The organism is Streptomyces sp. NPDC094032 (assembly GCF_040303965.1).
Lineage (GTDB): Bacteria > Actinomycetota > Actinomycetes > Streptomycetales > Streptomycetaceae > Streptomyces.
This window is the reverse complement of sequence record NZ_JBEOUE010000008.1, coordinates 216,934-229,781: the sequence shown is the minus strand read 5'-3', so window position 1 is coordinate 229,781 and position 12,848 is coordinate 216,934. Positions and strand designations below refer to the sequence as shown.

Here is a 12,848-nt window from a genome sequence, read left to right as displayed (position 1 = left end):
CGGGCGGGGGCGGGGCCGCGCCCTCGCTAGGGGTACGGGCAGGGGACCGCGCCGTCGCCAGGGGTACGGGCACGGGTGCCGAGCCCTCGCCAAGGGCACGGGTACGGCCCCCGCTACAGATACAGCCCCGCGTCGGCCCCCCGCTGCTCCGGCATGCCCAGTGCCGAGGTCCCGCGCCGGAGCGCGTACAGCTCCGCCAGGGTCGAGCCCTCCCGCCCGACGCCCTCCTCGCGGCCCAGCCAGGCCACCGACTCGGCGCGGGTCAGCGGGCCGACCTCGATCCGGGCCAGGCAGCGGCCGGGGCGGACCACGGCGGGGTGGAGGCGCTCCAGGTCCTCGTTGGTGGTGACGCCGACGAGGACGTTGCGGCCCTGGCCGAGCAGGCCGTCCGTCAGATTGAGCAGCCGGGACAGGGCCTGGCCCGCCGTGTGCTTGGCCTCGCCGCGGATCAGCTCGTCGCAGTCCTCCAGGAGCAGCAGCCGCCAGCGCCCCTTCGCGGTGCCCTCGTCCTCGCCGATCGCGATGTCCATCAGATAGCCGACGTCGCTGAACAGGCGCTCCGGATCGAGCACGCAGTCGACCTGGCACCAGTCGCGCCAGGACCGCGCGAGGGTCCGCAGGGCGGAGGTCTTGCCCGTGCCGGGCGGTCCGTGGAGCAGCAGCAGCCGGCCGGTGATGTCCTCGGGGGTGACGGCCATCAGCCGGTCCATCGCCCCGGCCACCGGCGCCGTGTAGTTGGGCCGGATCTCCTCCCACGTGCCCGCGCCGATCTGCCGCGTGGTCCGGTGCGGGCCGCGCCGGGGCGACACGTACCAGAAGCCCATGGTCACGTTCTCGGGCTGCGGTTCGGGCTCGTCCTTGGCGCCGTCCGTCGCCTCCTTGAGCACCCGCTCGGCGAGCGAGGAGTCGGTCGCGGTGACCGTGACGTCCGCGCCCCGGTTCCAGCGGGAGACGAGCAGGGTCCAGCCCTCGCCCTCGGCGAGCAGCGCGCTGCGGTCGTCGTCCTTGGCGGCGCGCAGCAGCCTCGCGCCGCCGGGCAGCAGGGTGGCGTCGGGCTTCACCCGGTCCAGGGTGGTGCTCAGGGCGTGCGGCTGTTCCCCGGTCGCGAAGCGGCCGAGGAAGAGCGCGTCGACGACGTCCGACGGCGAGTCGCTGTCGTCGACGTTCAGCCGGATCGGCAGCGCCCCTTCGGGGGGCGTCCCGGCCGGTTCCCCCGCCACGCCCTGGCCTTCGTTGGCAGACATGGCGCCCATGATCCGGCAACCGGGCATTCCGCGCACGGGGTTTTGAACGGGACGTTCCGCGGGTCCGCAGGGGCCATCTCATGAGGCGTCGTCAGGTGGCTTGATCTTGCTGGTTTCTGAAAGTAACTCGGGGGTAATCGGCCACGAGTTTTGGCATGAACACTTCCAGCGCGCCCGATCCACTGCTACTACCTGGTAACGCAGAGATCCTGCTACAGGAGGTCCCATGAAACTGTCCCGTTTTACGGCTTTCTCTTCCTCGCTCCTGCTCGGTGCCGTCCTCGCCCTCACCGGGGCGGGAGCCGCGCAGGCCGCGGAGACCGCCGCAGTCGACTACGTGGCGCTCGGCGACTCGTACTCCTCGGGCGTCGGCTCCGGCAGCTACGACAGCGCGAGCGGCGACTGCAAGCGCTCCACGAAGGCCTACCCGGTCCTCTGGAAGAACGCGAACGCCCCCTCGTCCTTCGCGTTCACCGCTTGCTCGGGCGCCCGAACGGGTGATGTCACGGCCAATCAGCTGGGACCGCTCTCCACCGCCACCGACCTGGTCTCTCTCACGATCGGAGGCAACGACGCCGGTTTCGCGGACGTCATGACCACCTGCGTCCTCCAGTCCGAGGCGACCTGTATCAACCGCGTGAATCAGGCCAAGGCCTATGTCGACTCCACGCTGCCCGGAAACCTCGACTCGGTGTACACGGCGATCCGCAACAAGGCGCCCAACGCCCGTGTCGTGGTGCTCGGCTACCCGCGCTTCTACCAGCTCAGCGGCACCTGCGTGGCCGGCCTGAGCGAGAACGAGCGGCGCGCCATCAACGACGCGTCGGACTACCTCAACGCGGCCACCGCCAAGAGAGCCGCCAACCACGGCTTCGCCTACGCGAGCGTCGTCCCCGCCTTCACCGGCCACGAGATCTGCGCCTCCGGCACGGCCTGGCTGCACAGCGTGAACTGGCTCAACATCGGCGAGTCGTACCACCCGACCGCCGCGGGCCAGTCCGGCGGCTACCTGCCCAGCTTCAACGGCGCGGTGTAGCACCCGGCGCGGGCGCGCCGGCCGAACTCGTGGCCGGCGCACCCGTGGAAGTGGTGGCCCCGCCCGTCGGGGTCACCCCCTCGCACGTCACCGAGAAGGCGACCAGCTCCGACCGCGCGACGACCGGCGCGCGCACCTCCACCCGGATCCGGTCCTCCAGCGTCCCGTCCGGCCGGTACACCGCCTGGATCCGGTTCACCTGCCGCTCGGAAGGGCCGCCCGCGGGGAACTCCAGCGTCCGCCACTCGGTGTCCTGACCCTCGCCGCTCTCCGTGATCCAGCGGTACGACACCGAGGCGGGCGCCCCGCCCACCGTGAACGTCGCGGTGAAGGCGGGCGCCTGCTCCTGCGGCGGCGGGCAGGCACCCTGGTAACGCGCCCGCTCCGCCCGTACGGAGACCGCCACCGTGGCCGCCGACGGGCTCGCGGAGGTCGTCGGCGCAGTGGTGGGCGGCGTGCTGCTCGGCTCGATCGCCGTGGTCGCCGTTGTCGGCGCCTCCGTGACCGCCGCGCTCGTCGAGCCCGTCGTGCCCGTGGGGGCGGGCGGGGGAGTGGGCGGCTCGTGCCGCAGCAGCGCGTACGCCAGACCGCCGCCGACGAGCAGCAGCGCGGCGATCCCCGCGACCAGCGCCGTACGCCCGCGCCGCCGTTCCCCGTTCCCCGGGCCGGACTCCGGCCCGCCGGGCAGGGGCATCGGGGTGGTCCCGGGACCCGACGGTCCGTGGGGCCCGCCGGGCCCGCCGGACCCGAGGCCGCCGCCCCCGCCACCGGAATCGCCGGGAAGCGGCGCCGGAAAAGGCCCGTACGTCTCCGCCCGCGTCGCTCCCGCGCCCGGCCCGCCGCCCGCGCCGATCGCGCGCAGCCGCTCCTCCGCCTCCCGCGCGGACATCCGCCGCTCCGGGTCCTTCCGCAGCAGCCCCTCGATCACCGGGGCGAGCGGTCCCGCGTGCTCCGGCGGTTCGGGCTCCTCGTCCACGACCGCCCGCAGGGTGTCGAGCGCGGTGTCCCGCCGGAACGGCGAGGCGCCCTCGACGGCGGCGTACAGAAGGACTCCGAGCGACCAGAGGTCCGCCGCGAGCCCCGGCGTACGCCCCATCGCGCGTTCCGGCGCGAGGAATTCGGGGGAGCCGACGAGCTCGCCGGTCATGGTGAGCGGGGAGGTGCCCGCGACGGCCGCGATGCCGAAGTCGGTGAGCACCACCCGGCCGTCGTTGGCGAGCAGCACGTTGGCCGGCTTGACGTCCCGGTGCAGCACCCCCGCCTCGTGCGCGGCGCGCAGCGCGGCGAGCACGTCGGCGCCGACCTGGGCGGCCCGCCGGGTCGGCAGCGGGCCCTCGGCCTCCAGCGTCTCTGCGAGGGTGAGGCCGCGGACCAGCTCCATCACGATCCAGGGACGCCCGTCCTCGGTGACCACGTCGTACACGGTGACCGCGCTCCGGTGCGAGACCCGCGCGGCGGCCCACGCCTCGCGCTCCAGACGGGCGTAGAGCCGCTCCCGGTCCTCGGCCGGCAGCCCGGCCGGGGCGCGCACTTCCTTCACCGCCACCTCGCGCCCCAGGACTTCGTCCCTGGCGCGCCAGACGGTCCCCATCCCGCCCTCACCGAGCACGTCGAGAAGCCGGTACCGACCCGCGATCACCGTCATCCCTCCACGGTAGCCGAGCCGCGGCGGCTCCGGGTGGCGGAGATCACACCCGGTCGGACACACGCTGGTGGGGGCCCCGCGTGCAGGATGGTTCGTGACGGTTCGACAGGCGTTCGACCGCTGTCCAACTCACCCTGGAAGCAGACGGATTCGGACAGTGATCGTCAACCCCCGTACACATGCGGTGAATCCTGCGGCCGGAATACACGGGTGTCGTAGCGGGGCGATAGGGTTAACCTGCCCGGGCCGGGTGCCCTCGTACGGGTGGGGAGTGACATGGAACAGATAGCAATGCGCAGCAGGCCGCGTGTGCCTGCCATCACCTGCGGGAGCAGTGCGACCAGCTCGCGGCTCGACCGCCATCTCGCGGTGCTCGGCGGTCCCGCCGTGCCCCAGCGTGAAGCGGCCGAGGCGACGCTGCTGATGCGGGAGCTGACGGCGCGTGAGGTGCCGGTGCACGGTCACCGCAGCCGGAGCTCGCGGGTCTCGCTCTTCGCCCCGCTGCGCCGACTCCGCCGTTCCCTCTTCGGCAACCACGGCTGACACGCCGTCCGGACCGGGCTCCCGCGTACCCCGACGCATCGCTCCCGCCCGTTCCGCCCGGCCTTCGGTCCGCTTCCGACCGTTCGTTCCCGACGCCACGCCGGACGTGTCCCCGCCCGTCCGGCGCTCCATTCCGTCGGCGTCGGTGTCGTTCGGGGCCGGGTCTCGGCCCGTCGGGCCTCAGGTGCGGGCGTAGCGACGGACGGCCGCCGGCGCGCTGAGCGCGAGCAGCGCCAGTGACCACAGCAGCGCCCCGGCCACCGGGTGCGCCACCGGCCAGGCCGCGTCCGCCGGCACGGACGCGTTCCCGAACAGCTCCCGTACCGCCGTCGTCACGGCCGAGATGGGGTTCCACTCGGCGACGGTGCGCAGCAAGACCGGCATCCCGTCCGTCGGGATGTACGCGTTGGACAGCAGCGGCAGCATGAACGCGGCGCTGCCCAGCTGTCCCGCCGCCTCCTCGCTGCGCGAGGCGAGTCCGAGCAGGATGCCGACCCAGGTCGTGGCGAAGCGGAAGAGCAGCAGCAGCCCCACGGCGCCCAGCGCCTCCAGGGCCGTGCCCTCGATCCGCCAGCCCATCGCGAGGCCGACCAGGAGCAGCGGGACCATGCCCGCCGCGGTCGTGACCAGGTCCGCGAGCGCCTGCCCGAGCGGCACGGCGGCCCGGCTGATCGGCAGGGTGCGCAGCCGGTCCGTCACGCCCCGGTGGGTGTCCTGGGCGGCCTGGAACATGCCGTTCATCACGCCGTTGGCCGCCGTCGCCACCAGCAGGCCCGGCACCAGATAGGCCCGGTAGTCGGCGCCCGGCATGGCGAGCGCGCTGCCGAACACGTACCCGAAGAACAGCAGGAAGACGATCGGCATGGTCTGTGTCATGACCGTGAGCGCCGGGGCGTGCCGGACCCGCTGGAGGTGCCGGCCGAGGATCGCGGTGCCGTCGTGGACGAGGGAGCTCATGCGGTGGCCTCCTGGGGCTCGGGGCGGGGCGCGCGGCCGGTGAGGCGCAGGAACACCTCGTCGAGGGTGGGCGGGCGCAGCGAGGCGTCGACCAGGTGGATCCCGGCGGCGTCGGCCTCGCGCACGATCCGGGGCAGGGTGAGCGTGCGGTCCGTGGTGACCGCCCCGACGGCGTTCCGCTCGGCATCCAGGACCGGCACGGAGCCGGTGAGCCGGTCGAGCACCCCGGCGGCGGCCTCCAGGGCCGAGGGGTGGGCGACCACGACCTCGGCGTAGCTGCCGATCAGCGCCTTGAGTTCGGCCGGGGTGCCGCGGTGGGCGGCCAGGCCCCCGTCGACCAGGACGACCTCGTCGGCGAGCTGGTCGGCCTCCTCCAGGTACTGCGTGGTCAGCAGCACGGTCGTGCCCTGGGACGCCAGCCCCCGTACGGCGTCCCAGATCTCGCCCCGGCTGTGCGGGTCGAGCCCGGTGGTCGGCTCGTCCAGGAAGAGCACACGCGGCCGGACGATCAGGCTCGCCGCCAGGTCGAGGCGCCGCCGCATGCCGCCCGAGTAGGTGCGGGCGGGCCGCCCGGCGGCCTCGGCGAGCCCGAACCGCTCCAGGAGCTCGTCGGCGCGGGAGCGCGGGGCGCGCAGGAGCCGGGCGAAGAGGCGCAGGTTCTCGGCGCCGGTGAGGTCGCCGTCGACGGAGGCGTACTGCCCGGTGACCGCGATGCGCTCGCGCACCCCGGCGGGGTCGCGGACCACGTCGCACCCGGCCACCCGGGCGCTGCCCGCGTCGGGGGCGGTCAGCGTGGTGAGCACCCGGACAGCCGTCGTCTTGCCCGCGCCGTTGGGGCCGAGGACCCCGCAGACGGTGCCCTCGGGGACGGCGAGGTCGAGCCCGCGCAGGGCGTGGACCTCGCCGTACCGCTTCTGCAGACCTTCACTAAGTACAGCGTACGTAGTTGTCATGCGGCGACGATAGCGCACTACGTACGCTGTACGTAACAGGGCTCCGCCGGGTCCGCGCGGGTCCGCGCGATGTCGTCATTACGATGGGGCCGACGAGGTGGTGAGCGATGGCGGGCCGAGCGGCCGAACCCGAAGTGATCTGGGCGCGCCCCGAGCGCACGGGCCGAGGCCCGCGACCGGCGTACCGCCGGAGCGACATCGCGGCCGCGGCCGTCCGCATCGCCGACGCCGACGGCATCGACGCGGTCTCCATGCGCCGGGTCGCGGCCGAACTCGGCTGCGGCACCATGTCGCTGTACAACTACGTGCCGCGCAAGGAGGACCTGTACGAGCTGATGGTCGACGCGGCGAGCGCGGAGTACGAGCTCCCCGACACGCCCAGCGGCGACTGGCGGGCCGACATGACCGGCCTCGCCCGGCAGACCCGCGCGATCATGTACCGGCACCCCTGGCTGTCCCGCGTGATGACCACCGCCTACGGCTTCAGCCCGAACGCCCTGCGCTACCTGGAGTGGAGCCTGGGCTGCCTGGCGCCGCTGGACGTGCACCCCGGCCTGAAGATGCAGCTCATCGCCATGGTCAACGGCACCGTGATGGCCACCGTCCGCAACGAGCAGGCCATCGCCGAGCGGGCCCGCGGCCTTCCCTGGTCCGAGGAGGAGGAACAGGCGGTACGCGGCGCCTATCTGATGTCACAGGTCACGAGCGGCGCCTACCCCCACCTCACCGCACTGCTCGCGGCGTCCCCCGCCCCCGACGACCCCGAGGAGATCTTCGAGATGTCCATCGCCCGGCTGCTCGACTCCTTCGCGCCGCCGGGCGCGTGACGAGCTCCCGGCTCAGAGGAGCATGAACTGCCCCTCCGGGCCCTCCTCCTGATGGTCCAGGACCGACGCCGGACGGCGGGCCGTGTCCGGTACGGGCAGCACCCCGGCCTCCCGCAGGGCGTCCCGGGTCACTCCGGCCCGGACCGCCCGCGCCGTGAGCGCCGCGCGCTCCGGCGCGCGCCCGGCGAGCAGGGCCAGCACCGTGATCAGTTCGAGCAGCTCCGAGCTCCACTCGCGCGGCCAGCCGCGCGGCCCGATCGCCTCCAGACTGCCCGGCTCGACGGGCGCGGTCCGGTGCGCGAACCACTGCTCGATCATCCGCGCACCCCCCACCTCGAACTCCCAGGCGCCCGCCGGTACGGGGGAGACCCGCCCCTCGCCCACACTCAGGACCTCCTCCTCCGGGTCGTACGCCAGCCCCGTCGGCCGGTCCGGGACCGCCGCCCGTACGTAGGGCCTGCGGCCGCCCGGCAGCCGTGGCCGCGCCCCGCCCCTGGCCCCGCGCAGCTGCACCTCGATGAGCTCCCGGCCCAGCGCCACGCCCGCCGCCCACACCTCGGGGTCCAAGGGCAGCGGCACCCGGCAGCCCGCGGGGGAGGGCAGGCCCGCCGCCACGGCCCAGGCCACCAGGTCCGCCGCGGCGACCCCGGACCCGTACCGCCCGCGCAGCAGCGGCAGCAGACCCGGCGCGAGATTCGGCTCCGCGCCCCCGGGGCGGCGGAAGAGCGGCCGGATCCGGCCGGGACGGCCGGCGGGGGAGCGCCCGTCGGGGAGCGCCGCCGTCACGAGCAGCGCGGGACCGGCCGCGCCCGGCACGTACCCCTGCTCGACGGCGAACAGCTGGTGCCCGTCGGCGACCCGCCACAGCTCCGGGCGGGCGGTGTCGATCAGCCGGTGGTCGGGGAGCAGCCACTGCTCGTCGAACGGCCTGTACGCGATCCGCACCGGCTCGGGGCAGCGGCCCGCCTCCCGGGAGAACCGGACGGTGCCGGTCCGCTGCCCGGGCAGCGCGGCCACCGAACTCGCCGGCGTCCGCGCCCGGCTGGACCGGAACAGCTCCTCGCGCTCCGCGCCCCGCGCCGCCACGAGCCGGTCCCAGCGGGCCCTGAGGGTGCGCGGATCCGGGGCGACGATCCAGGAGCGGCCGAGCCGCAGCGGAGCCGTGGACCACGGCATGAGGTCGTCGAGCAGGGGCAGGCCGGGAAGCGGCAGGTCCTCCGTCACGCCCCGCATGCTAACGACGCCGGTCAGTGCGCCTCCACCGTGACGGTGAAGGAGAAGCGGTCGCCCCGGTAGCGGATCCGGGCCACGTCGACCACCCGGCCCTCGTCGTCGTAGGTGACACCGGTGTAGTGCAGGATCGGCGAGAGCAGCGGCACCTGGAGCAGGGCGGCCGTCTCGGGGTCGGCCAGCCGGGCCTCGACGGTGTCGGTGATCCGGCTGATCCGGACACCGACCAGGTCCCGCAACACCTTCGTCATCGGCCAGCGCTCCAGGTCGGCCGGATCGATGCCGGCCGCGATCTCCGGGAGCACCGCGTTCTCGGCCCAGTTGGTGGGCTCGCCGCTCTCGCCGTCGGAGCGCAGCCGCCGGTAGAACGCGACCTCGCCGCCGCCCGGGAAGTACTCGGCGAGCTCGCCGGGGACCGGCCCGGTGCCGTGCCCGAGGACCGTGGTCCGCTCGCCGGACTGCTGGGCCACGATCGCGTCGATCGAGCCGAGCAGCCGGCGCGGGGTGGAGCGCCGGGCGCCCGGCTCGATGAAGGTGCCGCGCCGCCGGTGCCTGCTGATCAGGCCCTCCTCCTCCAGCTCCTTGAGGGCCTGGCGCATGGTCAGCACGCTGACGCCGTAGTGCGCGGCGAGCTGCTCCTCGGTGGGCAGCCGGAGCGAGGCGTCAGGGGTGCGGCCCAGTATGGAGGCGCGCAGCGACTGCGAGACCTGGTACCAGAGCGGCAGCTTCCGGTTCAGGACCAGCGAGTCGGGGGCGAAGGCGGTCACGGCTCTCTCCGTACGACGACTACGAGACTTCCGGCCGGGATGTTACGGCCGGAAGTGGCGCTGAAGACCCTGCCATACGTCGTCGTAGCCCTGCTGCAGGTGGTCGGCTCCGGCGGCCTGCGGGGTGGCGGTGATCGGCCAACGGGTCTCGAACATGAACGCGAGGCCGTCGTCGATCTTGTGCGGCTTGAGCTCGGCGGCGCTGGCCCGGTCGAAGGTCTCCCGGTCGGGCCCGTGCGCGGACATCATGTTGTGCAGCGAGCCGCCGCCCGGCACGAAGCCCCCTTCGCCGGCCGTCTTGGCGTCGTAGGCGCCCTCGATCAGGCCCATGTACTCGCTCATCACATTGCGGTGGAAGTACGGCGGGCGGAAGGTGTCCTCGCCGACCAGCCAGCGCGGCGCGAAGACCACGAAGTCGACGCCCGCGAGCCCGGGGGTGTCGGACGGCGAGGTGAGCACCGTGAAGATCGACGGGTCCGGGTGGTCGTACGAGATCGTCCCGATCACATTGAAACGCCGCAGGTCGTAGACGTACGGCGTGTGGTTGCCGTGCCAGGCGACGACATCGAGCGGGGAGTGGCCGTAGGTCGCCGACCAGAGGTTGCCGCAGTACTTGTTGACCACCTCGACCGGGCCCTCGACGTCCTCGTAGGCGGCGACGGGGGCGCGGAAGTCGCGGGCGTTGGCCAGGCCGTTGGCGCCGATCGGGCCGAGGTCGGGGAGCTGGAAGGGGGCCCCGTAGTTCTCGCAGACGTAACCGCGGGCGGTCGCGTCCAGGAGCTCGACCCGGAACCGGACCCCGCGCGGGATCAGCGCGACCTCGCCGGGGCGGACCGCGAGCAGTCCGAGCTCGGTGCGCAGCAGCAGCCCGCCGTCCTCGGGGACGATCAGCAGCTCGCCGTCGGCGTCGCTGAAGACCCGCTCCATGGGCGCGTTCGCGTGGTACAGGTGCACGGCCATGCCGCTGCGCTGGGCGGCGTCGCCGTTGCCGCCGAGCGTCCAGAGACCGGCCAGCCAGTCGGTGCCCGCCGGGGGCTGCGGCAGCGGGTTCCAGCGCAGCCGGTTGGGGTCGGGCACGGTCTCGGTGAAGGGCGCGGTGCGCACGGCTCCGTTGTCGATCCGGCTGAAGGGCGGGTGCGCGGCCGAGGGGCGGATCCGGTAGAGCCAGGAGCGCCGGTTGTGCGCCCGCGGCTCCGTGAACGCCGAGCCGCTGAGCTGCTCCGCGTACAGGCCGAGCGGGGCCCGCTGCGGCGAGTTCCGGCCCTCCGGCAGGGCGCCGGGGACGGCCTCGGATCCGTGCTCGTTGCCGAATCCCGTGCTGTAGCTCAGCGCTGCGGCCGTCTTGCCGGCCTGTTCCGCGTTCATCGCGTGCTCCTGTCCTGACGCTCACAACAATCCTATGCATGACCGTAGGATTCCGCTCCCGCTCGCGTCAACGGCTCTTTTGCGGAGCTCTTGGACGAGGTGCGTGCACGGGGGGTTCCAAAAGATGAACATTGCTCTACTCTCTCGCGCATGTCGTGGACCCGAAGGTTCGTTCTCGCGCTCTCCGCCGTGCTCGCGGCCCTCGCCGCCGCCCTCTTCGCCGCGCCCGTCGCCCAGGCGCACGAGGAACGGCCCGTCACCCTGCCCGACGGCTCCGGCAGCGTGCCCGTGCTGCGCACCGGCGAGCCGGACCTGCTCGTCTGCAAGGCCGACCGGGCGGACTTCGAACGCCGGATCGCGGCCTTCCCCGCCGCCCTCAAGGCCCGCAACCTCGCCCTCTACGAGCGCTGCGTCGCCCCCGGCACCCGCCAGGGCTTCCGCCACCTCCAGCAGGCCGTCGACGCCGTCCACCGGCCCGGCATGAACATCGCCATCCTGCCCGGGCTCTACGAGGAGGAGCCCTCACTGCCCGCGCCCACCGGCGCCTGCGCCACCCTCAAGGCCCCCAACTCCTCGCTCGGCTACCAGATCCTCAGCTACGAGCAGCAGAAGCAGTGCCCGCACAACCAGAACCTCGTCGCCATCCTCGGCAAGAAGAACCTCCAGATCGAAGGCACCGGGGCCTCCCGCCTCGACGTCGTCGTCGACGCCAAGTACGCCAAACTGAACGCGATCCGGGCCGACGGCTCCGACGGCATCTACTTCCGCAACTTCACCGCCCAGCGCACCACCTTCAACTCGCTCTACATCCTCGCCGGCGACGGCTTCGTCATCGACGACGTCCTCACCCGCTGGAACGACGAGTACGGCTTCCTCACCTTCGCCTCCGACCACGGCCTCTACAAGAACTGCGAGTCCTACGGCAACGGCGACTCCGGCATCTACCCCGGCTCCGCGTCCAACATCAACAACGGGCGCGGCTACGACGTCCCCCGCTACTCCATCGAGATCACCGGCTGCCGCAGCCACCACAACATGGTCGGCTACAGCGGCACCGCCGGAGACTCGGTCTACGTCCACGACAACGAGTTCGACCACAACATGGGCGGCGCCTCCATGGACTCCGCCTTCCCCGGTCACCCCGGACTCCCGCAGAACCACGCCCGCTTCGAACGCAACCTCATCCACGACAACAACGCCAACTACTACCCCTACGTCGCCGATGGCACCTGCGCCAAGCCGCCCGTCGAGCGCGGCTACGAACAGGGCGTCGTCTGCCCCCAGATCTCCATGCCGCCCGGCACCGGCATCATCACCGCCGGAGGCAACTGGAACCTCTACGAGAACAACTGGGTGTACGGACACCAGCGCGCCGCCTTCTTCCTCAGCGCCGTCCCCGCCTTCATCCGCGGCGAGTCCGCCTGGGGCAAGCAGACCGACACCTCCCACCACAACCGCTACGCCGGCAACCACCTGGGCGTCGACCGCTCCGGCGCCTCCCGCCCCAACCGCACCGACGTCTGGTGGGACGGCCAGGGCGGCGGCAACTGCTGGCAGTCCGACTCCGGCGCGAGCACCCCCACCGCCCTCCCCGCCTGCGGCGCCGCCCGCGGCGAGGTCTCCGGCAACACCCGCCGCCTCGTCGGCGAGCCCGTCAAGCTCGCCCAACTCCTCGTCTGCGCCGACTACAACGTCCAGGCCCGCCGCCTGCCCGCGGGCTGCGACTGGTACGGCGCGCGCGGCATCCAGCGTGTCGAGACCCAGCTGACCCTGGGCGTCGCCGCCGTCCTCGCCCTGGTCGGCACCCTGCTCTGGTGGCGCCGCCTGCGCGGCAGCCGCCTCGCCGCCGTGGCGACCGCCCTGGGCCTGGCCGGCCTCGTCCTCGACGTCGCCGGCTCCACCCTCGCCCTCACCCCCACCTCCGTCCCCGCCCTGGCCCTGCTCCTCACCGGCCTCTGGTGGACCGGCATCGGCCTCGCCCTCCGCGCCGGCGGCACCCGCCCGGTCTTCGCCTGGACCACCGTGACCCTGGGCGCCCTCACCCTCCTCGACGCCTTCGACAAGGCGGTCCTGATGATCCCCGGGATCCCCGTCAGCCCCGCCTGGGTACGCGGACTGCTCGCCGTGATCTGGGTCCTGTGGGCCGTGATCGTCGCGGGCACCCGGAAGGCCGCCGCTCCGACCGGGCCCGCGAGCCCGGAGACGTCCACCACGGGCGCCACGGCTGCCCCGGGCGCCCCGGCTGCCCCGGGCGCCCCGGGCGGCGGCGCGTGAGCCGGGT

11 protein-coding genes are annotated in these 12,848 nt (G+C 73.5%); 4 read left to right on the top strand and 7 right to left on the bottom strand.

Annotation, left to right across the window (positions count from 1 at the left end):
- Window positions 1-113: 113 nt before the first annotated feature.
- Window positions 114-1,271, bottom strand: coding sequence for a DUF5925 domain-containing protein (locus tag ABTZ54_RS14845; RefSeq protein WP_502997249.1), 1,158 nt, complete (start codon window positions 1,269-1,271; stop codon window positions 114-116).
- A 199-nt stretch (window positions 1,272-1,470) separates the two neighbouring features.
- On the opposite strand from ABTZ54_RS14845, the gene ABTZ54_RS14840 reads away from it, so the two are divergent.
- A complete protein-coding gene (locus ABTZ54_RS14840; RefSeq protein WP_351662178.1) occupies window positions 1,471-2,280 on the top strand; it encodes an SGNH/GDSL hydrolase family protein in 810 nt (269 codons plus the stop codon).
- Here ABTZ54_RS14840 and ABTZ54_RS14835 read toward each other — a convergent pair.
- Entirely contained in the window at window positions 2,264-3,925 is a 1,662-nt protein-coding gene (locus ABTZ54_RS14835; protein ID WP_351662176.1) for a serine/threonine-protein kinase, read from the bottom strand. The genes ABTZ54_RS14840 and ABTZ54_RS14835 overlap by 17 nt on opposite strands.
- A 276-nt stretch (window positions 3,926-4,201) precedes the next feature.
- Between ABTZ54_RS14835 and ABTZ54_RS14830 the strand changes: the two genes are divergently transcribed.
- Window positions 4,202-4,468, top strand: coding sequence for a hypothetical protein (locus ABTZ54_RS14830; RefSeq protein ID WP_351662174.1), 267 nt, complete (start codon window positions 4,202-4,204; stop codon window positions 4,466-4,468).
- Window positions 4,469-4,648: 180 nt separating this feature from the next.
- Here the strand turns inward: ABTZ54_RS14830 and ABTZ54_RS14825 are convergent, their stop codons facing one another.
- Both ABTZ54_RS14825 and ABTZ54_RS14820 read right to left on the bottom strand, forming a co-directional pair.
- Window positions 4,649-5,425, bottom strand: a complete 777-nt coding sequence (locus ABTZ54_RS14825; RefSeq protein ID WP_351662171.1) for an ABC transporter permease — start codon at window positions 5,423-5,425, stop codon at window positions 4,649-4,651.
- Complete coding sequence (locus ABTZ54_RS14820; protein ID WP_351662168.1) at window positions 5,422-6,378, bottom strand: ATP-binding cassette domain-containing protein; 957 nt, start codon at window positions 6,376-6,378, stop codon at window positions 5,422-5,424. Before ABTZ54_RS14820 ends, ABTZ54_RS14825 begins: the two co-directional genes overlap by 4 nt.
- Window positions 6,379-6,485: 107 nt before the next feature.
- On the opposite strand from ABTZ54_RS14820, the gene ABTZ54_RS14815 reads away from it, so the two are divergent.
- The gene (locus ABTZ54_RS14815; RefSeq protein ID WP_351662165.1) at window positions 6,486-7,205 is read left to right on the top strand and encodes a TetR/AcrR family transcriptional regulator C-terminal domain-containing protein; all 720 of its coding nucleotides are present in this window, start codon (window positions 6,486-6,488) and stop codon (window positions 7,203-7,205) included.
- A gap of 12 nt (window positions 7,206-7,217) precedes the next feature.
- Here ABTZ54_RS14815 and ABTZ54_RS14810 read toward each other — a convergent pair whose 3' ends face one another.
- The 3 genes from ABTZ54_RS14810 to hmgA are packed head-to-tail and all read right to left on the bottom strand — an operon-like array spanning window position 7,218 to window position 10,567.
- Window positions 7,218-8,438 (bottom strand): type ISP restriction/modification enzyme, encoded by a 1,221-nt coding sequence (locus tag ABTZ54_RS14810; RefSeq protein WP_351662162.1) that lies wholly within the window; start codon window positions 8,436-8,438, stop codon window positions 7,218-7,220.
- Window positions 8,439-8,452: 14 nt separating this feature from the next.
- The gene (locus tag ABTZ54_RS14805; RefSeq protein WP_351662160.1) at window positions 8,453-9,202 is read right to left on the bottom strand and encodes a GntR family transcriptional regulator; all 750 of its coding nucleotides are present in this window, start codon (window positions 9,200-9,202) and stop codon (window positions 8,453-8,455) included.
- A gap of 42 nt (window positions 9,203-9,244) precedes the next feature.
- A complete protein-coding gene (hmgA, locus tag ABTZ54_RS14800) occupies window positions 9,245-10,567 on the bottom strand; it encodes a homogentisate 1,2-dioxygenase (protein ID WP_351662157.1) in 1,323 nt (440 codons plus the stop codon).
- Window positions 10,568-10,717: 150 nt separating this feature from the next.
- On the opposite strand from hmgA, the gene ABTZ54_RS14795 reads away from it, so the two are divergent.
- Window positions 10,718-12,841: a right-handed parallel beta-helix repeat-containing protein gene (locus tag ABTZ54_RS14795; RefSeq protein ID WP_351662154.1), complete on the top strand. Its 2,124-nt coding sequence runs from the start codon at window positions 10,718-10,720 to the stop codon at window positions 12,839-12,841.
- The last annotated feature ends 7 nt before the right edge of the window (window positions 12,842-12,848 follow it).